Annotated in this window: 23 protein-coding genes; 18 read left to right on the forward strand and 5 right to left on the reverse strand. The window is 40.3% G+C overall.

Annotated elements, in window-relative coordinates; translation table 11 throughout:
- Nucleotides 1-4 precede the first annotated feature (4 nt).
- The 6 genes from glgC to rluF all read left to right on the forward strand — a co-directional run bounded on the left by glgC (nt 5) and on the right by rluF (nt 7,536).
- Nucleotides 5-1,306, forward strand: coding sequence for a glucose-1-phosphate adenylyltransferase (glgC, locus tag J8Z28_RS20690; protein WP_054562381.1), 1,302 nt, complete (start codon nt 5-7; stop codon nt 1,304-1,306).
- 123 nt (nt 1,307-1,429) lie between these two features.
- On the forward strand, nt 1,430-2,971 hold the full coding sequence (locus J8Z28_RS20695; protein WP_250660529.1) for a glycogen synthase: 1,542 nt from the start codon (nt 1,430-1,432) through the stop codon (nt 2,969-2,971).
- Nucleotides 2,972-3,062: 91 nt separating this feature from the next.
- Nucleotides 3,063-4,277 (forward strand): EAL and HDOD domain-containing protein, encoded by a 1,215-nt coding sequence (locus tag J8Z28_RS20700; RefSeq protein WP_054562379.1) that lies wholly within the window; start codon nt 3,063-3,065, stop codon nt 4,275-4,277.
- Between the two features lie 7 nt (nt 4,278-4,284).
- Entirely contained in the window at nt 4,285-5,367 is a 1,083-nt protein-coding gene (locus J8Z28_RS20705) for a DUF418 domain-containing protein (protein WP_250660530.1), read from the forward strand.
- A gap of 43 nt (nt 5,368-5,410) precedes the next feature.
- The gene (locus tag J8Z28_RS20710) at nt 5,411-6,502 is read left to right on the forward strand and encodes an ABC transporter substrate-binding protein (RefSeq protein WP_250660531.1); all 1,092 of its coding nucleotides are present in this window, start codon (nt 5,411-5,413) and stop codon (nt 6,500-6,502) included.
- An 89-nt stretch (nt 6,503-6,591) separates the two neighbouring features.
- Complete coding sequence (gene rluF / locus J8Z28_RS20715; RefSeq protein ID WP_054551977.1) at nt 6,592-7,536, forward strand: 23S rRNA pseudouridine(2604) synthase RluF; 945 nt, start codon at nt 6,592-6,594, stop codon at nt 7,534-7,536.
- Between the two features lie 73 nt (nt 7,537-7,609).
- Here rluF and J8Z28_RS20720 read toward each other — a convergent pair whose 3' ends face one another.
- The 4 genes from J8Z28_RS20720 to J8Z28_RS20735 form a co-directional block, all read right to left on the reverse strand.
- On the reverse strand, nt 7,610-7,987 hold the full coding sequence (locus tag J8Z28_RS20720; RefSeq protein ID WP_250660532.1) for a hypothetical protein: 378 nt from the start codon (nt 7,985-7,987) through the stop codon (nt 7,610-7,612).
- 1,142 nt (nt 7,988-9,129) lie between these two features.
- On the reverse strand, nt 9,130-10,164 hold the full coding sequence (locus tag J8Z28_RS20725) for an IS110 family RNA-guided transposase (protein WP_008113199.1): 1,035 nt from the start codon (nt 10,162-10,164) through the stop codon (nt 9,130-9,132).
- Nucleotides 10,165-10,656: 492 nt separating this feature from the next.
- Nucleotides 10,657-13,728, reverse strand: coding sequence for an efflux RND transporter permease subunit (locus J8Z28_RS20730; protein ID WP_062565683.1), 3,072 nt, complete (start codon nt 13,726-13,728; stop codon nt 10,657-10,659).
- Entirely contained in the window at nt 13,728-14,813 is a 1,086-nt protein-coding gene (locus tag J8Z28_RS20735) for an efflux RND transporter periplasmic adaptor subunit (protein WP_250660533.1), read from the reverse strand. Before J8Z28_RS20735 ends, J8Z28_RS20730 begins: the two co-directional genes overlap by 1 nt.
- Before the next feature lie 117 nt (nt 14,814-14,930).
- Between J8Z28_RS20735 and J8Z28_RS20740 the strand changes: the two genes are divergently transcribed.
- Both J8Z28_RS20740 and J8Z28_RS20745 read left to right on the forward strand, forming a co-directional pair.
- Nucleotides 14,931-15,842: a LysR family transcriptional regulator gene (locus J8Z28_RS20740; RefSeq protein WP_054562369.1), complete on the forward strand. Its 912-nt coding sequence runs from the start codon at nt 14,931-14,933 to the stop codon at nt 15,840-15,842.
- On the forward strand, nt 15,826-16,134 hold the full coding sequence (locus J8Z28_RS20745; RefSeq protein ID WP_054562368.1) for an MGMT family protein: 309 nt from the start codon (nt 15,826-15,828) through the stop codon (nt 16,132-16,134). Before J8Z28_RS20740 ends, J8Z28_RS20745 begins: the two co-directional genes overlap by 17 nt.
- Here the strand turns inward: J8Z28_RS20745 and trhA are convergent.
- Complete coding sequence (gene trhA / locus J8Z28_RS20750) at nt 16,131-16,760, reverse strand: PAQR family membrane homeostasis protein TrhA (RefSeq protein WP_062565680.1); 630 nt, start codon at nt 16,758-16,760, stop codon at nt 16,131-16,133. The genes J8Z28_RS20745 and trhA overlap by 4 nt on opposite strands.
- 258 nt (nt 16,761-17,018) lie before the next feature.
- Between trhA and J8Z28_RS20755 the strand changes: the two genes are divergently transcribed.
- The 10 genes from J8Z28_RS20755 to J8Z28_RS20800 all read left to right on the forward strand — a co-directional run bounded on the left by J8Z28_RS20755 (nt 17,019) and on the right by J8Z28_RS20800 (nt 24,933).
- Nucleotides 17,019-17,297: a hypothetical protein gene (locus J8Z28_RS20755; protein ID WP_250660534.1), complete on the forward strand. Its 279-nt coding sequence runs from the start codon at nt 17,019-17,021 to the stop codon at nt 17,295-17,297.
- Nucleotides 17,298-17,517: 220 nt separating this feature from the next.
- Entirely contained in the window at nt 17,518-18,096 is a 579-nt protein-coding gene (locus J8Z28_RS20760) for an LON peptidase substrate-binding domain-containing protein (protein ID WP_130167624.1), read from the forward strand.
- 62 nt (nt 18,097-18,158) lie between these two features.
- Nucleotides 18,159-18,782: a sigma-70 family RNA polymerase sigma factor gene (locus tag J8Z28_RS20765; RefSeq protein ID WP_054562364.1), complete on the forward strand. Its 624-nt coding sequence runs from the start codon at nt 18,159-18,161 to the stop codon at nt 18,780-18,782.
- Nucleotides 18,775-19,425 carry a ChrR family anti-sigma-E factor gene (locus J8Z28_RS20770; protein ID WP_250660535.1) on the forward strand — a complete coding sequence of 217 codons (651 nt, stop codon included), beginning with the start codon at nt 18,775-18,777 and terminating at the stop codon, nt 19,423-19,425. The genes J8Z28_RS20765 and J8Z28_RS20770 overlap by 8 nt, the downstream gene beginning before the upstream one ends.
- 10 nt (nt 19,426-19,435) lie before the next feature.
- On the forward strand, nt 19,436-20,389 hold the full coding sequence (locus J8Z28_RS20775) for a YbgA family protein (RefSeq protein WP_054551988.1): 954 nt from the start codon (nt 19,436-19,438) through the stop codon (nt 20,387-20,389).
- Entirely contained in the window at nt 20,389-21,780 is a 1,392-nt protein-coding gene (gene phrB / locus J8Z28_RS20780) for a deoxyribodipyrimidine photo-lyase (protein ID WP_250660536.1), read from the forward strand. Before J8Z28_RS20775 ends, phrB begins: the two co-directional genes overlap by 1 nt.
- A gap of 1 nt (nt 21,781) precedes the next feature.
- Complete coding sequence (locus J8Z28_RS20785) at nt 21,782-22,228, forward strand: nuclear transport factor 2 family protein (protein ID WP_105181833.1); 447 nt, start codon at nt 21,782-21,784, stop codon at nt 22,226-22,228.
- On the forward strand, nt 22,228-22,938 hold the full coding sequence (locus J8Z28_RS20790; protein WP_054562359.1) for an SDR family NAD(P)-dependent oxidoreductase: 711 nt from the start codon (nt 22,228-22,230) through the stop codon (nt 22,936-22,938). The genes J8Z28_RS20785 and J8Z28_RS20790 overlap by 1 nt, the downstream gene beginning before the upstream one ends.
- On the forward strand, nt 22,935-24,191 hold the full coding sequence (locus J8Z28_RS20795) for an NAD(P)/FAD-dependent oxidoreductase (RefSeq protein WP_062565676.1): 1,257 nt from the start codon (nt 22,935-22,937) through the stop codon (nt 24,189-24,191). Before J8Z28_RS20790 ends, J8Z28_RS20795 begins: the two co-directional genes overlap by 4 nt.
- Nucleotides 24,184-24,933, forward strand: coding sequence for a DUF1365 domain-containing protein (locus tag J8Z28_RS20800; protein ID WP_250660537.1), 750 nt, complete (start codon nt 24,184-24,186; stop codon nt 24,931-24,933). The genes J8Z28_RS20795 and J8Z28_RS20800 overlap by 8 nt, the downstream gene beginning before the upstream one ends.
- The last annotated feature ends 1 nt before the right edge of the window (nt 24,934 follow it).

The raw sequence follows: 24,934 nt of genomic DNA on the forward strand, positions 1-24,934 counted from the left end.
AGTTATGCCAAGTTATGCAAACCGATACATAAGTAGTTTAACAAGAGAAACGTATGCCCTAATTCTTGCCGGTGGTCGCGGCTCACGTTTACATGAATTAACTGACTGGCGTGCTAAACCAGCAGTCTATTTTGGTGGTAAACACCGAATAATCGACTTTCCATTGTCGAATTGTATTAATTCAGGTATTCGTCGAGTTGGTATTGCTACTCAATATAAGTCGCACTCGTTAATTCGTCACGTAAACCGTGCATGGGGTCACTTTAAGAAAGAATTGGGTGAATCTGTAGAGATTTTACCTGCATCTCAGCGATATGGTGACGAGTGGTATTGCGGTACAGCTGATGCGGTATTCCAAAATATGGATATCATCCGTCATGAACTGCCTAAGTATGTCATGATCCTCTCTGGTGACCACGTATATTGTATGGACTACGGTGGTTTGTTGGCAAAACATGTTGAGACAGGTGCTGATATGACGGTTTGTTGTATTGAAGTACCTTGCGAAGAAGCTGCAGATACATTTGGTGTAATGACGGTTGATGAAAGTAATCGTGTCCGTCGTTTTGATGAAAAGCCTGCTGAGCCAACGTCTGTACCGGGTAAACCAGGAACCTGCTTAGCATCAATGGGTAACTATATTTTCAATACTGAGTTCTTATTTGAACAATTGAAAAAAGACGCAGAAACGGAAGGCTCAGGCCGTGATTTCGGTCACGATATCATCCCAGCTATCATCGAAGAGCATAACGTGTTTGCATATCCGTTTAGAGACTCTAACACAGATGGTCAACCATACTGGCGCGATGTGGGTACGCTTGATTCATTCTGGGAAGCTAACATGGAGCTGGTAATGCCAGAGCCTCAGCTTGACCTTTATGATCCAAAATGGCCAATCTGGACTTATCAGGAGCAGTTACCACCTGCTAAGTTTATTTTTGATGATGATGACAGACGTGGAATGGCTGTTGATTCAACAGTTTCGGGTGGCTGTATTATCTCTGGCTCTAAAGTTAAAAAGTCACTGCTGTTCTCGAATGTATATGTTCACTCATTCTGTGAAATTGAAGAGTCTGTGATTTTACCTGGTGCGAAAATACAGCGAAATTGCCGAATTAGGCGTGCTATTATTGACCGTAATTGTGAGATCCCAGCAGGTCTAGAAATTGGCTACGATCACAAAGCTGACAAAGAAAATGGCTTTAGAGTCTCGAAAAAAGGGATTGTGTTGGTAACTCGTGATATGTTGAATGAACTTGCAAAAAAGTTAAAACAACAAGAGCAAGATAATAAACGACTTGCTTAAGCAATCGCGTTAAATGAAAAAGGGAGGGCATGTCCCTCCCTTATTTATATTTGAATAATACCAATTCGCTTAATTAAGTATTATTGCTGATTGGTATAACAGTTTTATGGAGTACTGCAAAGCATGCATTTATTGATGGTAGCTGCAGAGAATGATGCATTACCGAATGCAAAAGTCGGTGGTGTAGCGGATGTTGTTAGAGATTGTCCTAAAGCTTTAGTTGAAAAAGGCCTTAGTGTTGATGTGGTGATCCCTGATTATGGCTTTGATTATTTGGAGCGTCATCACATAGGTGTTGTGCATGTGCCATTTGCAGGTCAAATGCAAAAACTGGATGTGTGGAAGCTCGCTAAAAGTGATGAAGGTGTAACGCAACTGCTTATATCTCATTGGGAATTTAGCCGCCATAATGGTGCTGTTTATTGTAATGATGAACCAGGCCGCCCGTTTGCAACCGATGCAAGTAAGTTTGCTCTTTTCAACGCTGCAGTTTGCGAGGCTTTATTACAAGGGCTTATCCGCACGCCGGATGTTGTGCATTTACATGATTGGCACAGTGCTTGTGTTGCTCTATTACTTAAAACAGATAGCCGCTATAAAAAACTATCGCACTTATTTTTAGCTTACACAGTACATAACCTTGCATTGCAAGGGATACGCCCTTTCAAAGGCGATAGCTCAAGCCTAGAAGCCTGGTTCCCAAGTCTAGGTTATAACGGCGAAAGGTTATGCGATCCGCGTTATTTTGATTGTTTTAACCCAATGCGCAGCGCAATTAATCTAGTGGATAAAGTTCATCTTGTATCGCCAACTTATTGCCAAGAAGTATTGCGCCCTAGTGATGCAGAAAAAGGCTTCTTTGGTGGTGAGGGGCTTGAAGCTGACCTACAAGCTGCTTATGAACAAGGCCGCGTAGTGGGCATTCTTAATGGTTGCGAATACCCTGGAATGAAGCTTGAGGACATTAGTTTAGCGAGCCTTTATCAACATGCCGAAAATGCATTATTTCAATGGATGGCAAAAAGTCCGGTCTTAGATTCAAGCTATTACATAGCGCATCAACGCTTACTTAAATTTAAAAAAACTCAGCCGTTTTCAGGGCCATTAGTAACCAGTGTGGGACGTTTAACGGACCAAAAAGCACTGTTACTTCGCCAGCCTTTTGATAAAGGACTGGTGTTAGATGAGTTGTGTCAGCGCTTAAAACAACATAACGGCTATATGATTATTTTAGGCTCAGGGGATGCTGAACTTGAGCAAATTATGACATCGGTTATGGCTCGCCAAGAAAACCTGCTATTTTTAAAAGGGTACGCACATTTTGTTGGCGAATACATGTATCACTTAGGCGATTTATTTTTAATGCCAAGTTCGTTTGAGCCATGTGGTATCAGTCAGATGTTAGCAATGCGAGCAGGTCAGCCATGTTTAGTCCACGGTGTTGGCGGTTTGCGTGATACGGTAGAGCATCATGTGAGTGGTTTTAGTTTCCAAGGTGAGAGTTTAGCATCACAAAGCTACGAACTTGTTACTAGTTTTAGCGATGCGCTTGAGCTTAAAAGATCACAACCAGAACAATGGTGTGCAATATGTGAACAGGCTAAAAATGCCCGTTTTACGTGGCAATCCGTTGCAGAAGGCTATTTATCAGGCTTATATCAATAAAAAATGCGTGATTCATGGTAATTAAGTGACTTTTTTGTCAATTTCAGCTATTAATTACTTAGTGTGAGATAAAATATAAAAAGTAGGTAAAGTGGCTGTATTTGTTGCTAGGCAAGCGGTCTTTAATCGTCGTCAACAAGTTGTCGCCTATGAGCTACTATTTAGAGATAGTTTAAAAAATAGTTTTCCTGATGTGTCAGAGAGTACGGCAACGGCTCGGCTGATTATGGAAAACCAGCTCAATTTAGGTACTCGGCATATTACGTCGGGCAAAAAAGCATTAATTAATATAGGTCCAGAGTCTTTGAAGCTGGACCTTTGTGCGTTTTTGCCAACTCAAGATGTGGTGATTGAGTTACTCGAAACTATGGAACCTACCGACGAAAATTACGAATATTGTCGCGAGCTTTTTCACAACAACTACAAGTTGGCACTGGATGATTTTGTTTACCAACCTGAGTGGGATCGCTTTTTAAAACTTATTCGTCTTATCAAGTTTGATGTTCAGCAAACACCCTTTGAAGAAATTGCCCCTGTTGTAAATAAGCTTAAAAAACATAAAAAAATAAAGCTTTTGGCAGAAAAGCTTGAAACAGCCGATGATTACGACAAAGCCTATAAAATGGGCTTTGATTTCTTTCAAGGTTATTTCTTTGCTAAACCCAAAATGATTCAGCATCGCGATATTGATTACAACTACGCGCTGGTATTATCAATTTATGCTGAAGTCATGCGCCCAGATCCAAATATAAGTGAAATTGCGGGCTTGTTCTCGTTAGATACCGCACTTGCTTATAAATTGCTGCGCTTAATTAATAGCGGCGTGTTTCCTATTAAAAGCAAAATTGGCTCTCTAAAACAAGCGCTTGTATATTTAGGCCATGAACGACTGAAAAAGTTTGTTAGCCTAATTATTACTGCCCACAGTGCCCAGTCAAAACCAGCCGAGCTTACTCGGCTTTGTGTTGTTAGAGCGCGCTTTTGCGAATTAATAGCGCAGCGTGTTGCTAAGCAACAAACAGGTGAGGCATTTTTAACGGGACTGTTTTCGTTGCTCGATGCCATATTAGATCAGCCAATGGAAAAGCTATTGGATCGATTGCCGTTTCCTGACGAAATTCATGCTGCTCTCATGCAAGAAAAAAATATCCTCTATTACATACTAGAAACCGTCAAAGCTTACGAAACTGGCAGTTGGTGGGCACTTGAACAGGCTGTTGCCTATTTAAGTATTGAAAGTGCTGACCTTCCCAAGATATACGAAAATGCGGTAAATTGGAGCGATAGCTGCAGACAGAACCTATAAGGGATTTATGCGCAATATAAATATGGATGTTTTACGGGGTATTGCAGTACTCGGCTTGATGTTTATGAACATCTACACTTTTGCTGTGTTCGAGTACGATTATACCCCAAGTGCTACGCCACCATTTTCAGATTCACTAATATACATTTTTAATACTGCTTTTATTGATGGACGCTTTAGGAGCCTTTTTTGCTTGTTATTTGGTGCGTCTTTAGTTATTCAATGGCAGCTTTGGCAAAGCGTCGAGAAGCAACATAAGCGACTAAAAGTTTTGGCTTTTATAGGCCTTGCCCATGGTTTTTTATTGTGGGCTGGCGATATTTTGTTTATTTATTCTTGTGCAGGCTGGTTAACGCTTAAATTTAGCCAGCAAGATGACGAAAAAATACTGCGAATGGGCATGTTGTTCTTAGTTCTCGGTGCCTTTATTTCATTTTTACTTGCCTTTGTAGAGCCTGAGTTTAACCCTGTAACGAGAAGCTCTGAGAGTTTTTTAATGGCATATGACGCGGCTTATTCTTCATATTTTGCAGGATTCGTGAGTAACTTTTTGATTTTTATAATAATGCTTATTGCTGTGCCACTCATCACAATGTGGATGGCTGCAGGGTTAATGCTGGTGGGCGTTTATTTATATAAACAAGGGGTATTTGTTCAAGGTTTAACACACTCTCAGCTTAAGTTGATTACTGCTGCAGCGATAAGTTTAACGGCTCTAAGGTTGATGATAGAGCCTGACCAAAGTGTATTCATGTACGCGATTGCTGAACCGATTAATTGGCTTGCTGCTTTAGCTATGGCCATTTGTTATTGCCACATCATTGTGAAAATAGTTAAAAACTCCCCCAGTAACTGGTTGCTGCTACAGCAAGCTGGTCGCATGTCATTAACGCTGTATCTAATGCAAACAGTAATTTTTATCCTGTTTTTTAAAGTCGCATACCCTACTGCAGCACTTAATTTTGATCGCATAGATTATTGGTTGGTTATTGCTATTGTGCTTGTTTTTCAATTGTTTTTTTGTAAAGTGTATAGTCAGTACTTTACACATGGTCCGTGTGAATTAATTTGGCGGAAATTGTCTAGATAATTCCTCGTATACTACAATCAAAGAAAAACAAAGCGGAGTGGTAATGCGAGTTTGCTTGTTGGTTTTTACATTCCTTTGCTGTTCACCACTTTATGCTGGCGAGCAATTCTCTGTGCTGTTAGTTAACCCCTCAGTTAAAACTGATTTGTTTTGGCAAAAAGTGACTAATGTGATGCAGGTTGCTGCCAAGCAAAATAATGTTTCTCTCACAACAATTTATGGCGGTGGAAATCGCCACATTCAATTAGCCGAACTCAAACAATACCTGCAATATAAGCCCAAACCTGATTACGCAATTTTAATCAATTACCCAGGTGGTGCAGAGCAGTCAATGAGCTTGCTTGAGCAACATAAAGTGAATTTTATCACCCTTGAAGAAACGATTGTTGGCGTAGAGCGTGACGAAGTGGGTAAACCCCGTCAGCGCTTTAAGTATTGGTTAGGTGAAGTATTTCACGATAACTTCAAAGCGGGTGAGCAACTTGGCAAAGCCTTACTTGATGAGGCGATTAATACAAAACAAACGCCTCACTTTGTTGCGATTAATGGTCATTATGGCACAGAGTCTGACACCCGTAGTGACGGCCTTGTCCATTATTTACGAAAACAAGATGTTGAGCTTGAGCAAGTTGTGTATGCCAGTTGGAATAAGCAAGAAGCCGAGAATAAAGTGAGCCGATTATTACAACGATACCCAGATACGAATGTGATTTGGTGCGCCTCTGATTTAATGGCGCAAGGTGCCCTAGAAGCAGTAAAAGGTAAAAAAGATAAAACCTATTTCATTGGTGGCATTGATTGGCTTGATGATAATTTAGACTTAATAGAACAACAAAAACTCACAGCCAGTGTTGGCGGGCATTTTATGATGGGAGCATGGGCTTTAATTAGCGTGGTCGATCATCATAATGGCAACCCTTATTGGCAAAATCACGATGAGATTAAGTTTCAGCTTGGGGTGATCACAAAGCACAATATTCAAAGTTACAGCTGGCTAAGAAACATCAAAGATTGGTCGGTTATCCCTTTTGAAACCTTCTTACTGCAAAACAGCAAAAGCACTGAGTACGCCTTCGATTTTGATACGCTACATAGTTTATTGAGCGAAAAGCCCAAAAACGCAGCGCAACACTAAAAGTGTAGTCAAAGAGCCTAGATTCTACCTAGCTTGGTAAAGGCTTCTGGTATAAACTAGCGGCTTTAAAATCCAGACAGAAGTGTGCCATGACAGAGTTAAAGCGATTAAATAAATTTATCAGTGAAACAGGTTTTTGTTCACGCCGTGAGGCAGATAAATATATTGAAGAAGGTCGTGTTACTGTTAACGGCAACTTGCCTGAAATGGGCGTAAAAGTTAGTGACGCCGATGATGTACTTATTGATGGCAAACCTTTAAAAGCAAAGCCTAAGCTGGTTTATATTGCCTATAACAAACCTGTTGGCATTACTTGTACAACAGAGCGAAAAATTCAAAGCAATATTGTTAAAGCCGTTAATTACCCAGAGCGTATTTTCCCAATCGGACGCTTGGATAGACCTTCAGAAGGCTTAATTTTCTTAACTAACGAAGGCGACATCGTTAATAAAATTCTTCGCGCTGGTAATAATCATGAAAAAGAATACGTAGTGACCGTTGATAAACCACTTAATCGCCAGTTCGTGAATAAGATGGCAAACGGTATTCCTATCCTCGATACCGTTACTAAAAAGTGTAAGGTTAAACAAACTGGCCCACAGCAATTTACTATAGTGCTAACACAAGGCTTAAACCGCCAAATACGTCGTATGTGTGAATATTTAGGTTATGAAGTGGTGACTCTAAAGCGCACGAGAATTATGAACGTGACCCTAAAGGGTTTAAAAGTAGGGCAGTGGCGTCACTTAACCGAACAAGAAATGGCTGAGATCAATAACTCAATTGCTGACTCAGGTAAAACCGAAGAGCGTTCGATTGATGAAAACAAACAGCCAACGCAAGCTCGTGCTAAGCAAAAGCCACGTAATGAAGAAGAAAAAAAGCGCGACTTTTCTAAATACGTGAAAAAAGCACGCAATGATGCCAAGCAAGGTCAATCAAGATCAAAAGCTGGCAATCCACACTCATCAAAACCAAATCAAACTAAGCGTAGCAGTACTAAACGCACAGGCACATTAAGTCTGAAAAAGTAAGCTTCAGAGTATAGAACCCTGACTAGTATTTACTCGTAATCTTCAGGGTTCTTTAATGATGTATAGTGCAACCTTAGCCTTTATTAGGGGCAATGGCATCAGCTTCAAGACGGTCTCTTTTCTGTTGAAATTCTTTTTTAGTGAGTTTTTTCGCGATAATATCGATAAGTTGATGTTTTCTTACAAAGAACAGCTCTTTTGTATTGTCATCTTCAAATAGTAATAGTGCTACTTTATTGTTTTTAACGCTTGCTTCAACCAATTTGAATCCATTCACAATTAAGTTAGGTCTAAAATACAGAGCAATTTGACTGTTTTGTGGAAAGTCGTAATGAGATTCAACAGTGGGGCTTGAAACAGAATCACACCCGAGTTCAAAATCGGGTGATTGTTGCCCTTCACAAATAATCATTAAATAGACACCCACTTTAGATAACAAAAAGTCCACCATAAATGGACATCCATATTAATGTTAATCATTAAACAGACACCCACTTTAAACAAACCTTTTGGCAGCTAAGAGCATACTTGCTAAGGTACTCTCACTGATAGGTTGACTTATTTAATAAAGCTGGTGCTATTCTAGGTAGTTAGTGTTGATATTTGGATAGGCTGTACTGGTTTTATCTGCATAGCATTTTTTAAAAGGTTTTGATGGTTTGAATCAGGTGAAAAAATAAATGTTATTTACTTTTCTTGTAATCTCATTTTTGGGATTTATATATTTTAAGTTATTTGCGAGGAAAATAAGTGGGCTTGCGACTTGGCTATTTTATATTTCTACCGTCATTTTTGGCGTCTTTTCGATGAATGCTTTCATGCAGAGTGAAGAAATGTTTTACCTTGGAGTTTTCTCTTTTTTTATCTTCGTAATTACTATTTATTTGATGAGTATGAGAATAAAAAATAAGTAGAAGCGTATCTTTCCATTTCCCATTTGTTACCTTTTAAAAAGCTATCAAGCACAGTTAACCTCAGTAGAACTGATGAGCTCTTGCTGACATTTGCAGTACAATCAGTGCTATTAAGTTAAATAGACACCCACTTTATTCACAATCATAACTAGACCAACATAAATGGACACCCACTTTAAATGGACATCCACTTTAAATGGACATCCACTTTAAAAGTAACTAGACACCCACCTTAAATAACATTAAAAGTAACTAGACATATATGGACGCTCCCTTGAAGTCAAGACGAGCTAATGTATAAACATCAAAATTGATGCCTTTATTTTATTATCATGTATCTCATATCACAGTAATGATGCGTCACAAGCTTGCTGAAAAGCAAAGGTACTGACATATATTCGAGCTATGGTGTCATGGTTATCATGCGCCATGCTCCTAATGAGCTTCGTACCAAGGGACCTAAAAAATATTCACCCAAACGAGATTTAATCTCGTGTCTTTATCTGGTTAACCTTGGTTAGCGTGCGCTTTTTGTTTCATTATAAGTGAAGTACATACAGGATAAGCGTATGTTACGACTTAAGTGCCCAAACACCCACTCAGGTTTTAAAACCTATGTCATAACCAGGCTGTCTTAAGTCGTAAACTCGGGTGTGATTGGTGTGTAAAATACGCATAATTAAGCATCCTTTTGTGTATTCTGCACATACTGAGGAGAGTAGAGAGTTTGCTTGGTCAGCAATATCCACATCAGTCGAGCCAATCTGTGTGCGGTGGCGACCACCACACAATTAAAGTGTTTTTTCTCGCGCAACTGGTTTATCCACTGGCTTAGCGCATCTGTTTTATGGTGGCTTCTGGCGATAAGGGCGCGAGCACCGTGAATAAGTTGTTTTCGCAGGTAACTGTTACCTCGCTTAGTAATACCAGACATTTTACTTTTATCGCCTGACGCGTATTGTTTTGGAGTTAATCCTAGCCAGACGCCCAGCTCTTTTGCATTTTTAAATGCCTGACCGTTCCCGATTGACGCTGCATAGGCCGAGGCATTGAGTACACCCACGCCAGGAATAGAGTGAAGTATTTTAGCGTTTGTATCCCGTTCAACGTGTGCAGTAAGCATCGCTTCAATGGCTTTAATGCGTTTAACAAGGGTTTTGTACTCAGTGTAAATATCACTCACCATTATGCGCAGCTGAGGGCGAAGCTCAGAATCACTTTCTAAGGCAATTATCCCTTGCTCTAATGCCTTCATACCGACAGGAAATACATACCCAAAATCGACCAATAAACCGCGTAACTGGTTGGTTGCAGCAATCCTGTTTTGCAGAAGTCGCTCACGTATCTTATGGAGCATGAGTATTTCTTGCTGAGCTTCGGTTTTAATAGGAACGAATTTAATATGAGGGCGTAAGCTTGCTTCATAGATAGCAAGGGCATCGTTACTGTCGTTTTTATTACCGCGAACAAAGGGGGTAACGTGTTGTGCAGGGATAAGGTCAACGGTATGACCGTAAGACGAAAATACTCTTCCCCAGTAGTGGGAAGAATAACAGGCTTCCATCACCACGCGGCACGGAGGGGTATTCGCCATGAAGGCGTTGAGTTTAGCTCTGTTTAAACGTTTATTGCATTCTCTTTTATAGTTAGAATTAAAGCCAGCGACTTGGAATACATTTTTTGCCAAATCAATTGATAATGTGCTAATTTTCATGACGGACGTTCCCTTTTAACTGAGTGTGAGTTAACCAGTTTGGCGCATTGACGCCGTTTAGGGGAGCGTCCATCTCATCACCCACCTTAAATAACAAAAAATTATGCTAGACACAGGCGAGCTATCGGCATTCGACTTTACCGAGAATTATAAATAAGTTAATAATTGATAGCTGACCAATTTTGCACGACTAATAAACAGGGTTATCAATGGCTAGCTTTCAAAATGTATTTATCTTTATCGCATCCCTATTGTTTGTTGGTTATGGGGTGTTGGGATTACTAACGAATAAAATTCGTGTAGGTAGCCGAAGTTATACAGGGAGCATTAGCACCATCCATAAGCACCAAGAACCAGTGCGTTTTTATTTTTGGTGTTGCTTATTTTTATTTGCTGGCTGTGGAGGATTTTATTACCTTTTAAAATAATAGGTAATAAAGAAAAAGCCCTAACAGTTTGCTGATAGGGCTTTTGGTTGAGAGTCAATCTGTATTAATTAGCGTGACGCTGTTTAGGTACTTTGATTTTAAACAGCATGGTATAGAGCACAGGCACAACAATTAGTGTCAGCACTGTCGCAAAACCAAGACCAAACATAATGGTTACCGCCATTGACTGGAAGAACACGTCAAATAGCAGTGGGATCATGCCTAAAATGGTGGTAATTGCAGCCATCGCTACAGGGCGAACACGGCTTACACCTGAGTCGAATACTGCTTTGTAAGGGTCTTTACCACTATCGAGTTCAAGATTAATTTGATCAACTAATACAATGCCGTTTTTAATGAGCATACCGCTTAAGCTCAGTAAGCCAAGCAGGGCCATAAAGCTAAATGCTGCATTCATTAGTAATAAACCAGCTGATACACCCACAATGGCTAGTGGCACTGTTGCCCAAATCACTAAAGGCTTTTTAACTGAATTGAACAGCAATACAGTTATAGCGAACATGGCTAAGTAACCAAGAGGTAATGAACCGAAAATAGCTTTTTGCGCATCTGTTGACGATTCATATTCGCCGCCCCATTGCAACTCATAGCCACGAGGTAGTTCAATAGCTTCAATGTCTTTGCGAACACGTGCAAAGAGCTTCGCTGGAGTTTCATCGCCAATGACATCGTGGTCGGCCATTACAGTGATGGTACGCTTACGATCACGTCGCATGATCAAGCTGTCTTCCCACTCAACAACAAAGTCATCAACCACTTGTGTCACCGGTACAAACACACCTAACACTGGGCTGTAAATTTGTAAGTCTCGCAGGCTTTCAACGTTTAAGCGCTCTTCAGCAGGCGATCGAGCAATAATTGGCAGCATTTGTGTGCCGTCTTTATAAACGCCCACTTGTTTACCCGATAAGCTAGTTAACAGCAGCTGATCAAGGTCAGATTTAGCAATCCCTAAACGACGGGCTTTTTGCTCGTTAAATTGCGGACGAATTAACTTTGAGCGAGCACGCCAATCGTCACGAATATTAAATGCTCCCGCATCTTGATGCAGAATATCTTTCGCCTCTTTTGCTAACTGGCGAAGTACAACAGGATCTGCACCAGAAAAACGCGCTTCAATTTTTGCATCTGTTGATGGGCCAATTTCCATACGTTTAACTTTAAGCTGAGCATCAAGTACATGTTCGTGTTGGTAATCGCGTACTTTTTTGATCATGGTTGTAACAGCTTCGCGGTCTTTTACTCGAATAATCAATTGCCCATAAGCTGGGTATGATTTTTCAGGTGCGTAAGTCAGCATGAAACGCGGTGCACCTTGACCAACCGTTGTGGTTATTTCTTCAACTAATGGGTCGGCTTGTAAGAATTTTTCGAGCTTTGCAACACCATCCATAGTGGTATGAATATCAGCGCCTTGCGTATGCCAATAATCAACATAAAACATAGGAGTATTCGATGCAGGAAAGAACGACTGCTTGATAAATTTAAAGCCATAAACTGAGCTAACAAGCAGGATCACCATCAGCAGTAGCGTGGTTTTACGGTACCGCATTGCTGTATGTAACACGCCTTTATAAACATTAAAAATAACACCTTGATAAGGGTCTTCATCGTGATGCGGCTGTTTTTCAGTGGCTTGCTTAAACATTAAATCAGCGAAGAAAGGCGTTAAAGTAATAGCTGTGATCCAGCTTAGTAACAATGAAATAAACAACACCCAGAACAAGCTGCCAGCAAACTCACCACTGGCATCTGAACTCAAGCCAATCGGCGCAAAGGCAGTAATAGCAATAACCGTAGCCCCCAGTAATGGCCACTTGGTTTGATTAACAATATTAGTCGCCGCTTGCAGTTTTGTTTGTCCGCGCTTGAGGTTAATTAATATACCTTCGGTAACCACAATGGCATTATCTACCAGCATCCCTAAGGCAATGATTAAAGCACCAAGCGAAATTCGCTGTAAATCAATGGCAAATAACTTCATGAAAATGAAGGTACCTAATACGGTCAGTAGGAGTATTACACCAATCAATACGCCGCTCTTAAAGCCCATAAAGACTAAAAGCACAATAATAACAATGGCAACGGCTTCAAGTAGGCTGATAATAAAGCCACTTACTGACTTTTCTACTTCAGCAGGTTGGTTATAAACGCTGTTTATTTCCATACCATGTGGTCGTTGATATTCTAGTGACGCTAAATGGGCATCAATATTTGCGCCTACATCAACAACGTTAACGCCGGTGCTAAATGACACGCCTACCAGTAATGCTTGCTGTTGGTTATAGCGAATAATATTGTTAGGGACTTCGGCGTACTCACGAAAAACGGTAGCAACATCACCTAAGTAAATAAGCTCATTTTCACCTGGCTTAGAAATTAATAGGTTTTCGAGCTCTTTTACGTCTTTAAATTCACCGGTTGGGTGTAAGCGAATTGATTCATCGCCAACGCGTACTTTACCTGCGTTCGACACGCTATTTTGAGTTTGTAAAAGCTGGTAAATACGATTAGGCGAAATACCTAATTGGGCAAGTTTGCGGGTTGAAATCTCAACCATTACTTGTGCTTGTTGCTCACCACCCACAGTTACTTTACTAACGCCATCAACCAAAACAAGCTCACGTTTTAAGTAATCAACGTAATCTTTAAGCTCATCGTAAGAATAACCATCGCCAGTGACTGCATACATCACCCCGTATACATCGCCAAAGTCATCCATAATCTTGCTTGGATAAACACCAGAGGGCATCGACGATGCTTGATCGTTAATTTTGCGACGCAGTTCGTCCCATATTTGACGTAAGTCTTGTTTACGGTAATTGCTTTTCATCTCGACGGTAATTTGCGATTTACCCGGTGATGAAATACTGGTTACGTAATCAACATACGGTAGCTGTTGAATTGCATTTTCAATAGGGAAGGTGACTTCTTCTTCAACCTGCTGTGGTGACGCGCCCGGATAAAGGGTGATCACCATGGCTTTTTTTAGGGTGAATTCAGGATCTTCTAGTTGTCCTAAGCCAAAGTAAGCGACCGTTCCCCCAATCAGTAGAAACAGCGCGAACATCCAGCTAATGACTTTTCTTTCAATAGCGAGTGCAGCAAAGCTCATTATAAGCCTCGCTCTTTTTGCCATGGACGCACTTTCATGCCTTCTTCTAAAAAGTGCACGCCAGCAGCCACAACGATTTGGCCTTCTTTAATACCTGAAAGTACTTCAATGCCATCACGATGTAACTGGCCAACTTCAACAGCTTGCTTGTGCACTAAACCGGTGTTTTCGTCATAAAGCCACACATAGCTGTTATCGTTTTCAGACTCAGTAGGCTCAGAGAATACCGCCTCAACTGGCAGTAGTGTATATGGTGACTGTGAGCTGGTGATTTTGCTTAAATCTATATCAACGCGGCCAGTCATACCGGCAAGTAGATTAAAATCTTCTGGCACAGGTAAAGAAAACACAACTTTATACGTTAAAGTAATTGGGTCGGCTTGGGTATCAAACTCTTTAACTGTTAATTGATATGACTTGTTTGGGTAACCATCAAATACAACATCAGGTTGGTAGTGAACGTCTTTATCGATGCGTGCAATGAGTTTTTCGGGTACTTGAATAACCACGTCCATTAAGTCGCGGGTTTCAAGGCGAAGGATATTTTGTTTTGCTTGAATATTTTCAAAGTTTTTCACAAATACCTTTGCTACAGTACCTGCGAATGGCGCGCGTAATTCGCTATTATCGAGGTTGGTTTTGGCAATTTTAAGCGCTGACTCAGCAACCTGTTTATTGGCAAGGGCTTGGTCTAACTCAGATTGACTGGCAATAGAGCGGTTAAAAAGCTTTTGCACACGCTCAAGTTGAGACGCTGCAAGTTCAAAACGTGCTTTGCGTTCTTCGTACTGCAATTGAAAATCTTCAGGATCCAGTTTTGCTAAAAGCTCTCCTTTTTCAACGTGTTGGCCCGCAAGAGCAGGGAACTCAAGTAACTCACCATTTACTCTAAAAGCGAGATAGGAACCTTGGTTAGCAACCACTTCAGCAGGAAAGCTGCGAATGCTTTGCTCTGAATTATTACCAATATTAAAAAGTTTAACAGGACGTACTACCGGCTCTGCTTCATCTTGCTGTGCTTGCTCTGAACATGCCACAAGAAGCAAAAACATGCTGCTCATTAACGCGGCGGTTGCCAATCTCATTGTCTTCTCCATAGATAAGAAAGCATAAATTTGCTGCAGGATACGCTGCAAAGATATAAAATAAAAATTATTAAATTTTAGAAACAGCATAAATTTTATTTATATAGTTTGCCATTAATGAATTTAAATCAATTAATCATTCTAGATGCTATTGTGCAAAGCACTAGTTTGAGCCAAGCTGCACTTAAATTGCATAAGACTCAACCAGCGCTCACGTTAGCTATTAAGAAGCTAGAATCAGAGCTAGGGTTTGAGTTACTAGACCGAAGCCAATACAGGTTACATTTAACTGAGAAGGGCCGTATTTTTTATCGTGAGGCCAAGCAATTACTTAATGCAAACAGTGAGTTAAGCTCACTTGCTAAAGAGCTGGCACTAGGTAATGAAGCCAATTATAAAATTTGTTACGAGCAACTTTGCCATCAAAATAGTTATAACCAAGTGATCAGCCAAACCTTCAAACGTTTTGCTAGTACTGAGTTTAGTATTTCTTCAGGTAAGCGCTTTGTATCTCTAGAGCAGGTTAATAGTCATCAGGCTGATTTAGGAATTGGCCCTTGGTTTGATTTGTTTCATGCAACAGGGGATCTCGAAAGTTTACCGATTGGTAAATTTGATATAGGTATAGTTAGCGCGCCTGATGTAGTGCCAAGTGAAATCAGTTTTGCAGATATTCAAAATTACCCGTGTTTAGCCATGTTTGAAAGTGACTTGAGTTTTGACAGTGATAGGCTTTCTTATACGCTAGGCTCTGCGTTAATGAAAATTGACGATATAACCAGTGTTAAGTCGTTTTTGCTCTCTGGTGCGGGCTGGGCAATGATCAGTTTGCAACATTGCCAAGCGGAAATCGATGCTGGTTTATTACAACAAATTAAAATTATCGATCGTGAACACCAGTTTGGCGCAGAAATTCGTGTATTTAGACAGCACTCAGTTCATCATGGCCCTGTTGCAAGAGCTATTTGGCAAGATTTTAGCGAGGTCAGTAAACAGTATTTGGAGTCGAGTCGTGCAGCAGGCAACTAAAGAAGATTTAATTTATACCATTATTTGCGCCATTCCTGAGGGGAAAGTTGCCAGTTATGGGCAAGTAGCAAAGCTTGCGGGATACCCTAATAACTCAAGGTTAGTGGGGCGGTTATTAAAAGTGATGCCCGAGGGCTCAAGCATTCCATGGCATCGGGTGGTTAATAGCCAAGGTAAAATATCGTTTCCAGAAGGCAGCAATAAACACCTTGAGCAACGACAAAAACTACTCAGTGAAGGTGTTACTTTTAATAAGGCTAAAATTAATATGCGCCTGCATCAATGGGACTAATAAACATACAAACTAATTGATAAGTAGTGACAAACACAGCCAACTAGCACAAATACATGCCAAATTGCATGGCTGTAATGGCGGGTTTTAGCGCTATAAAATACAGTGCCTAAACTGTAGGCAATCCCGCCAGCTAGCAGCCACCATAAAGCGCTTAAATCAAGGTTCAAATAAAGTGGATAAACAAGTGCTAATGCAAACCAGCCCATTAATAAATAGGTAGCGAGCGAGACTTTTTTATTCGTGTTTTTGACCAGTAATTTATATGCAACACCACCAAGCGCTAAAGACCAAATAAACACTAAAGCAGCAATTGCCCAAGCCCCAGATAACGAAATGACCAAATAAGGCGTGTAGGTACCTGCAATAAGCAAGTAAATCGCACAGTGGTCACATTTTTTATAAATGGCTCGTATACGCTCTCTGGTACTGGCGTGATATAAGGTCGAGGCTAAAAATAATACCAGTAGGCTTGAGCCATATACGATGGCACTTACCGTAGCTGACACAGCTTTAGATTGTGAAACTAAGTCCCACAGTACATATACCGCAAACAGGACTCCCATGCCGTGAGTAAGCACGTTAAGTTGTTCTTCTTGGCGTGAATAAGGGAGTTGCTCTGTCATATCTATCTACTAAAAATGAGTGAATAAAACAGTTTCAGTGTACAAGTGTGCGCTGAAATTGGCAATGCTTATTTTTTCACTAAATGTTGGTCAAAACATTTAAATCCATTGGTTTTATTAACCAACTCTGAATAAGGTTAAAAAACCAATAAATAATTAAAATATTAAAAATCAATAATTTAAAATTTATTTTCAGGGTGGCACAACCTTTGATTAAGTAATTACGACTAATTACTTAAAGAGACAAGGAATACCACTATGAATAACTCACTTAAATTAACTACTGCTGTGTTACTTGTATTAGGGTCAACTCAAGCAAGTGCTACTGACTTTGAATTAGATATCAGCAACACAATTACACAATCTGTTAAAAGCTATGTTCAACAAGCGAGTAACGAGCTGAAGGAAAGCGTAATGAACAGCATTGAGTTTGATGCTCAAAAGTTACTAGATACTTACATGAGTGAAGATGCAATTGCTTCGAAAGAAGAAGAGTTAAAAGTTGCTCAAGCTCCTAAAGCAACAAACAAGCAGTAAGGAAACAAGACAATGAGTAGTGAAATCAGCTTATTTTTACTTATGGTTGCACCGGTTTTGAGTTTACTCAGTGCATATGCATCTATCGAATTATTTCGTAACGTTGCACAATGGTTCAACTTCTAAGGTACAAAGTAGATATTAAGATTTCATGAAATATTGATCGGCGGATTAAAAGCGCACGTAATTAAAGGCATGTGGTTTTAGAATAGTAGACTTTATGAAGCGTGCGATTTTTCCTTTACCGGTTTTTATTTTACCTGAAGGGTTCACCAAGCTAAGAATTTTTGAGCAGCGTTACTTAACGATGGTCAAAGAAGCTGTACAAGATAACACTGGTTTTGTGCTGTGCACTTACCAACACGATACAGATCTTAACTTGCCCGAAATTGGTTGTTTAGTGCAAATAACCGACTTCAATCAAGATGATAATGGTCAATTATTAATTGATGTTTATGCTGAGCATGCAGTGTCTATGCATAACGCTTTTCAGGATAAGCAGCAACTTCGACATGCTGACATCGAAATAATTACGTCACCTTCATGGTACGTAAGCACGCCAATTAATGACGAAAACACTTTATTGAGTGACACACTTCGTGCTGTATTTGCAAATCAGCCGGATTTAGCAGGCCTATACAAAGCCCCACAATTCGATAACCTTACTTGGGTTGTTGCCCGCTGGCTTGAAATTTTGCCTATATCGTTAGTTAAAAAACAACAACTTGCTTATAAATCTAACTTTGAAAACTTGCTAAGTTTCCTCCATACTCTAATCAACAACGAATTTACTGATTAATGTGATCTAACATCAACTTTTTGCCGTATTACTTCTAACGACAATAATTGGATGACATAAAGATGGTAAGTCAACAACTTCAAACAGGTTGTAAACCTAACACAGGTCAATACTCTGCCATGCCAGATACTCCAAGCAAAGAGCTTGCTGATGCTTTATTTGCTGTTGCTGAGCACCGTGATAAACGTGCGTTTGCAATACTTTTCCAATATTTCTCACCAAAAATTAAACGTTTTGGAATAAAGCAGTTCGGTTCTGAAGCACAAGCGATGGAATTAGTTCAAGAAACACTAACCTCAGTTTGGCGTAAAGCACACCTTTACCATAAAGAAAAAGGTGCAGCGACAACTTGGGTATACACAGTAATGCGTAATGCCTCTTTCGATATGCTAAGAAAAATGAAGAGTAGTAAAGAAGAGTGCATTAGTGAAGATATCTGGCCATTGATTGATGAAGCCGAGCCCGGCCAGCACGAATTTAGTGACCACTTAGAAGATAAACAGATCAAACAATACCTTGATAAATTACCGCTTGCGCAACGTGAAGTTGTGCGCGGGGTGTACTTTCAAGACATGTCGCAAGAACAACTTGCAGAACATTTAAATATTCCCGTAGGCACAGTGAAATCTCGTCTTCGCTTAGCCTTGCAGAAGTTACGCAATGAAATGGGAGATCACCATGATTAAGCACCATCCTAGCAACGAATTACTTGCCAAATTCAGTGAAGGTAATCTACCTGCCACTTTGAGTGTTGCAGTCGCTATTCATGTTGAAATGTGCCCTGTGTGTCAAAAAGAACTCGCTGCGCTTGAAGCAAAAAACGCTGACAATGCATTTACTGAATCAGCTACCGACTTGGATGATATGTTCGATAAAACACTTTTTGATGCCATCATCGCTGATGAATCAATTGATGAAGTGTACGAGCAAGAACAGGTATCGGTTGATGTTAAAGATAAAACCTACACTTTACCTAGAGCACTTACGCGTATTGGTCACAGTAACTTTATGCAAATAGGTAAACTTGCTCGCTCTCGCATAGATTTAGACGACGGCCCATTACGAGCAAGTCTACTGCACATTGATGCGGGTGGTGAAATACCTGAGCACACACATACGGGTTTTGAGCTCACTTTATTATTAGATGGGGAGTTTAGTGATGAAGACGGACACTATGTACCAGGTGACTTTATGATGTTAGATGGTCGCCACAATCACACGCCAAAAACAATTGAAGGGTGCTTGTGCTTTACAGTTGTTAGTAGTGCCCTACACTTCAATAAAGGTATTAGTAAATTACTAAATCCAATTGGTAATCTAATCTATTAGTAGAGTTTATATGCAGCAATCGACAATTAAAATTGGTTTAAGCGCCTGCTTAGCAGGCGACAAGGTTCGCTTTGACAGCGGCCACAAAAAATCTAATTTTTGCATGGATGAGTTGGCTAACCATGTTGAATATAAAAAGTTTTGTCCTGAAGTAGCAGTAGGTCTGCCAATCCCTCGACCAACGATCCGCCAAGTGCGTGTTGGCGATACTATTAAAGTGTGCCGCCCTGATGGTACTGGCGATGTTGGCCCTAAATTAACTGAATACGGCAAACGAGTGGCAACAGAGCAAACTGCAGAATTAAGCGGCTTTGTGTTTTGCGCGAAAAGTCCTAGTTGCGGTATGGAACGTATTAAAATTTATAACGAAGCGGGTACTGGCAATACTTCAGAAGGTGTGGGTTTTTTTGCAGAGCAAATAATGGCACATAACCCATTGTTACCATGTGAAGAAAACGGTCGTTTAAATGATATGCATCTTCGCGAAAACTTTGTAATGCGTGTTTATACCTATAAGCACTGGCAAACATTAAGCGAGCAACCACTCACAGTACATAGATTGACTCAGTTTCATGCCCAATATAAGTACTTATTGATGGCACATAACTACGAAGCTTACCGTAGCTTAGGAAATCTGCTTGGCACTTTTGATGGCGAAGATATCCAAACTTTGGCTGATGAATACATTTTAGGGTTAATGACAGCCCTTAAAAAACCAGCTTCACGTAAAAATAACGCTAATACATTAATGCACTTGCAAGGTTATTTTAAAAAATCGCTTTCTAAGATTGAAAAGCAAGAACTACGTGATGCCATCGATGAATATCGCCAAGGCTTGGTGCCACTATACGTACCACTTACGCTAATTAAGCATCATTTAAAAGTGCACCCAAACGAGTATCTTGCTAAGCAAGTGTATCTTGACCCCTATCCGAACGAATTAAAACTACGCTACGGAATTTAATGAATACATTATTTTGGTTTAGGCGCGATCTGCGCCTTTTTAATAACGACGCTTTGTATCAGGCTATCGAAAATGGTTGCCGAAATGCGGTATTTTTTATTACTGAAAAGCAATGGCAAAAGCATGATGTGGCTGCTATTCAGTTAGATTTATTGAAGCTTAGGCTTAGCTTCTTGGGGGAGCTTTTAGCTAGCAAAGGTATTGAATTACATATTATTGATGCAGCTGATTACGCCGGTTGTGTTGAAAAGTTAGCGTCATTTTGCGAGCAACATCAAGTAAAAAATGTATACGCCAACAACGAATATGAGCTTAATGAAGTAAACCGAGATAAAGCCTTTTTACAGCACGCTGATAGTAAAGGGATTGCTTTTTACGCATACGATGGCGATGTAATTGCGCCACCGGGAAGCATCAAAAATCAAAGCGGCGAAATGTTTAAAGTATTCACGCCATTTAAAAATGCATGGCTAAAAGTTTATCAAGACACCAACTTTTATTTTGCTGAGCCGCCACAGATGTTCGAACCCATTGAGTGGCAGCCAAGTGAGTTATTAGCCTCAGACGGCAAGTCAGAAAAGTGGCCTGTCGATGATGAAACGCTCAGCCACGTTTGCGCGCGCTTTATTGAAGAGAAGCTAGCAACATATCAAGACCAGCGTGATATCCCAAGCATTAAAGGCACCTCAGGTTTAAGCCCTTACTTAGCACTTGGCATTATCAGCGTTCATCAATTATTGGCACTGATCCAACAGCGCCACCCAGATGTACTACGCAGCAGTAAAAGTAACTTATTTTGTTGGGTTAATGAGTTGATTTGGCGTGAATTTTACCGCCATCTTATCGCGATTTATCCAAACCTAAATAAATACGATAACTTTAATGAGAAATACAACGCCGTGAAGTGGCGTGATGATGAAAGCGACTTTAAGGCATGGTGTGAAGGTAAAACAGGCTACCCATTAGTTGATGCTGCAATGAGGCAGCTTCTGCAAACTGGCTGGATGCATAACCGTTTACGCATGGTGGTCGCGAGCTTTTTAACTAAGCACTTATTAATTGATTGGCGTAAAGGCGAGCGCTTTTTTATGCAGCATCTTATAGACGGCGACCTTGCCTCTAACAACGGTGGCTGGCAATGGGCTGCAAGTACGGGATGTGATGCTCAGCCGTATTTTCGAATTTTTAATCCTATCACCCAAAGCGAGCGATTTGATCCAGATGGTGAATTTATCCGTAAATATTTACCAGAGCTGGAAAAAATACCTGCTAAACAAATCCATTTTCCGCATGATTATTTAGCGAAACAGGGTAAGTCGAGCAGTTATTGGCCAGCAATTGTTGATCATAAAGCCGCGCGAGAGCGAGCGCTAAACGCATTTAAGGTGTGACATGGACAAGGCGATCCTTGATAGGTTTATTGATGTTTATCAATCACTCAATAAAGACAATTTACAGTTATTGGATGAAATTTATCATCCTGATATTCAGTTTGCAGATCCCTTGCATGCGGTAAATGGTCTTGGGGAGCTGCGTGACTATTTTAAAAACCTTTATGCCAATGTGCTTTCTTGCGAATTCGCTATCGAAGACAGCTATGTGACTGAAAATATTCAGAGCAAAGATGACATCGCGTTTATTTATTGGACCATGCATTATCGCCATCCAAAGCTCAATAAAGGCCAAGCAATCTCGGTTGCGGGTCATAGCCGTTTAAAATTTGCTGGCGATAAGATAATCAATCATCGCGATTATTTTGACGTAGGCGCTATGCTTTACAGGCATATTCCAGTACTCGGCTCAGCTGTGAAATACATCGACAAAAGAGCGAGTGCATAATGACGACATTAATTACAGGTGCTACCTCAGGTATTGGCGAGTCATTAGCAAAGCTTTATGCAGACAATAATGAACAGGTCATTGCATGCGGTAGAAATACAGAAAAGCTTGCTAAATTGAGCCAGCATCAAAATATAGAGTCTTGCCAGTTTGACGCAACCGACCTTCAAGATATTCGTTCGAGCACAGTCGCCTATACACAATTTGACCGGGTTATTCTAAATGCTGGCAATTGTGAATATATTGATGATGCTCGTAATTTTGATAGCAGTTTGTTCGAACGTGTGATCACCACTAATCTACTCAGTATGGGCTATTGCCTTGAGGCATTACTACCAAAAATAAAGCCCGGTGGTCAGCTGGTGATCGTAAGCTCTAGTGTGACTTATTTACCCTTACCGCGCAGCCAAGCTTATGGCGCGTCTAAAGCCGGTGTAAGTTATTTAGCTAATAGCTTAGCGGTTGATTTAAAAGATATCGATGTCACTTTAGTTCACCCAGGTTTTGTTAAAACGCCGCTTACAGACAAAAATGACTTTCCTATGCCTATGGCTGTGAGTGCAGAAAAAGCGGCAAATTATATTTATAAAGGGGTCGCGAAAAGGCGCAAAGAAGTGCACTTTCCGCACCGTTTTACCTTCATTTTAAAATTTTTAAGAATGCTTCCTACGCCACTTTGGCTGAAGCTTGCAAAAGGATTATCACGTTGAAAAAAGTGGCTGTTATTGGATCTGGCATAGCGGGTTTAAGCTGTGCGCACCTATTGCATAAGCACTACGATGTAACCGTATTTGAGAAAAACGACTACATAGGTGGCCATACTGCAACCATAGACGTAAAAGTTGATGGCGTTGAGTACGCTGTTGATACTGGCTTTATTGTCTTTAACGACCGAACTTACCCATATTTTGAAAAGCTACTTAAGCGCTTGGGCGTTGAGCGTCAGAAAACCCAAATGAGCTTTAGTGTGCATAACGAACAAACAGGCTTTGAATATAACGGTCATACTTTTTGGAGTTTGTTCGCACAAAAACGCAATATCTTTCGCCCTAAATTCTGGAAACTTTTGAAAGACATTGTTCGCTTTAATGATGTGTGTAAATCATTACATGCTGAAAAAAATTATAAAGAAAATCAAACTCTAGGTGAGTTTTTAGACGAGCATGATTTTAACGAGTTCTTCCGTTTTCATTATATCTTGCCGATGGGCGCTGCTATTTGGTCAACAAGCATTAAAGAAATGGCGGAAGTTGGCGTAGAGTTTTTTGTTAAGTTCTTTTATAACCACGGTTTGTTGGATATCACGAATCGCCCGCAGTGGTATGTTATTCCGGGTGGCTCTCGCGAATACATTAAACCTATGATCCAAGGTTTTGCTGATAAAATTCGTTTAAATAGTAATATCAGCTCGGTATCTCGAAAAGATGATAGTGTGCATGTCCATTTCGATGATGGCCATAGTGAAACATTCGACAAAGTTGTGTTTGCTTGCCATTCAGATCAAGCTTTAAAGCTGTTATTAGATCCGACTGAAGACGAAAAAAGTGTTCTATCAGCGATACCTTATACGGCTAATTCAGTGGTACTACACACTGATACTACACTGCTACCAAAACGCAAAGCAGCATGGGCGAGCTGGAATTATCTGTTAAATAACAACACAGACAAAGCTGCTGTTGTGACTTATCAGATGAATATTTTGCAAGGCATTAAGAGCGACACGCAATTTTGTGTCACGCTTAATCACCTTGAAGGCATTAAAAAAGACAAAATTCTGCGTGAGTTTACTTATCATCATCCGGTATTTAATAAACAGTCGATTGCCGCTCAGCAGCAAAAGTCTCTTATTGACGGTAAAAATAATAGCTACTTTTGCGGTGCGTACTGGTACAACGGCTTCCACGAAGACGGTGTAAGAAGTGCTGTAAATGTGGCAAAGCAACTCGGAGTCGAGTTTGAATAGCGCCATATATGTAGGTGATGTTCGCCACAGGCGCTTTGCCGTCAAAGAGCATCACTTTAAGTACCCGCTTTATATGATGTGGGTTGATTTAGCTAAGCCTGATGAACTTAATGGTGTTCACCCTTGGCTTGGCTTAAGTGGTTTCAAGGCGCTTAAATTTAATCAGAGCGACTATTTTAATTATCAAACCGATATGCAGCTGCCACTCAAACAGCGTGCACTTAATAAAATTAAAGAGCTTGGCATTGACGATGAATTTACCCATGTTTTTATGCTCGGACAGGTGCGCTGTTTAGGAATTTATTTTAGCCCGGTTAACTTTTTCTTCTTTCAAACTAGTCATGGCGATTTCACTCACATGCTTGCTGAAGTCAGCAACACACCTTGGAATGAACGTCATTATTATGTCGTACCCCTTGAAAAAAAAGTGAACTTTAAAAAGGTTTTCTCCGTATCACCTTTCATGAACTTAGATATGAACTATCATTGGCATATTAGAATGAATTCTGATAACACCATGATTCATATTGAAAATAAAAAAGACGACACTCTTTTGTTTGATGCAACCCTGCGTTTGCAAAAGCACCCTCTCACGAAAGAGCAGGTTGGTGCCGTGCTTAAACAGTTTCCGGCCATGACGTTAAGTATTTTTAAAGGTATTTACCTTCATGCTTTGAAGTTGTTTTGCAAACGTGTGCCATTTATTGGCCACTCGGGCAAACAAGAGAATTCAACTAGGTGAT

The sequence above is a fragment of the Pseudoalteromonas sp. SCSIO 43088 genome (genome assembly GCF_023650795.1).
Lineage (GTDB): Bacteria > Pseudomonadota > Gammaproteobacteria > Enterobacterales > Alteromonadaceae > Pseudoalteromonas > Pseudoalteromonas shioyasakiensis.

Excerpts from the sequence above, each read along its gene's own strand:
- glgC (WP_054562381.1), top strand. The coding sequence starts at position 5 with ATGCCAAGTTATGCAAACCGATACATAAGTAGTTTAACAAGAGAAACG.
- J8Z28_RS20695 (WP_250660529.1), top strand. The coding sequence starts at position 1,430 with ATGCATTTATTGATGGTAGCTGCAGAGAATGATGCATTACCGAATGCA.
- J8Z28_RS20705 (WP_250660530.1), top strand. The coding sequence starts at position 4,285 with ATGCGCAATATAAATATGGATGTTTTACGGGGTATTGCAGTACTCGGC.
- J8Z28_RS20710 (WP_250660531.1), top strand. The coding sequence starts at position 5,411 with ATGCGAGTTTGCTTGTTGGTTTTTACATTCCTTTGCTGTTCACCACTT.
- rluF (WP_054551977.1), top strand. The coding sequence starts at position 6,592 with ATGACAGAGTTAAAGCGATTAAATAAATTTATCAGTGAAACAGGTTTT.
- J8Z28_RS20720 (WP_250660532.1), bottom strand. The coding sequence starts at position 7,987 with ATGGTGGACTTTTTGTTATCTAAAGTGGGTGTCTATTTAATGATTATT.
- J8Z28_RS20725 (WP_008113199.1), bottom strand. The coding sequence starts at position 10,164 with ATGAAAATTAGCACATTATCAATTGATTTGGCAAAAAATGTATTCCAA.
- J8Z28_RS20730 (WP_062565683.1), bottom strand. The coding sequence starts at position 13,728 with ATGAGCTTTGCTGCACTCGCTATTGAAAGAAAAGTCATTAGCTGGATG.
- J8Z28_RS20735 (WP_250660533.1), bottom strand. The coding sequence starts at position 14,813 with ATGAGATTGGCAACCGCCGCGTTAATGAGCAGCATGTTTTTGCTTCTT.
- J8Z28_RS20740 (WP_054562369.1), top strand. The coding sequence starts at position 14,931 with ATGAATTTAAATCAATTAATCATTCTAGATGCTATTGTGCAAAGCACT.
- trhA (WP_062565680.1), bottom strand. The coding sequence starts at position 16,760 with ATGACAGAGCAACTCCCTTATTCACGCCAAGAAGAACAACTTAACGTG.
- J8Z28_RS20755 (WP_250660534.1), top strand. The coding sequence starts at position 17,019 with ATGAATAACTCACTTAAATTAACTACTGCTGTGTTACTTGTATTAGGG.
- J8Z28_RS20760 (WP_130167624.1), top strand. The coding sequence starts at position 17,518 with ATGAAGCGTGCGATTTTTCCTTTACCGGTTTTTATTTTACCTGAAGGG.
- J8Z28_RS20765 (WP_054562364.1), top strand. The coding sequence starts at position 18,159 with ATGGTAAGTCAACAACTTCAAACAGGTTGTAAACCTAACACAGGTCAA.
- J8Z28_RS20770 (WP_250660535.1), top strand. The coding sequence starts at position 18,775 with ATGATTAAGCACCATCCTAGCAACGAATTACTTGCCAAATTCAGTGAA.
- J8Z28_RS20775 (WP_054551988.1), top strand. The coding sequence starts at position 19,436 with ATGCAGCAATCGACAATTAAAATTGGTTTAAGCGCCTGCTTAGCAGGC.
- phrB (WP_250660536.1), top strand. The coding sequence starts at position 20,389 with ATGAATACATTATTTTGGTTTAGGCGCGATCTGCGCCTTTTTAATAAC.
- J8Z28_RS20785 (WP_105181833.1), top strand. The coding sequence starts at position 21,782 with ATGGACAAGGCGATCCTTGATAGGTTTATTGATGTTTATCAATCACTC.
- J8Z28_RS20790 (WP_054562359.1), top strand. The coding sequence starts at position 22,228 with ATGACGACATTAATTACAGGTGCTACCTCAGGTATTGGCGAGTCATTA.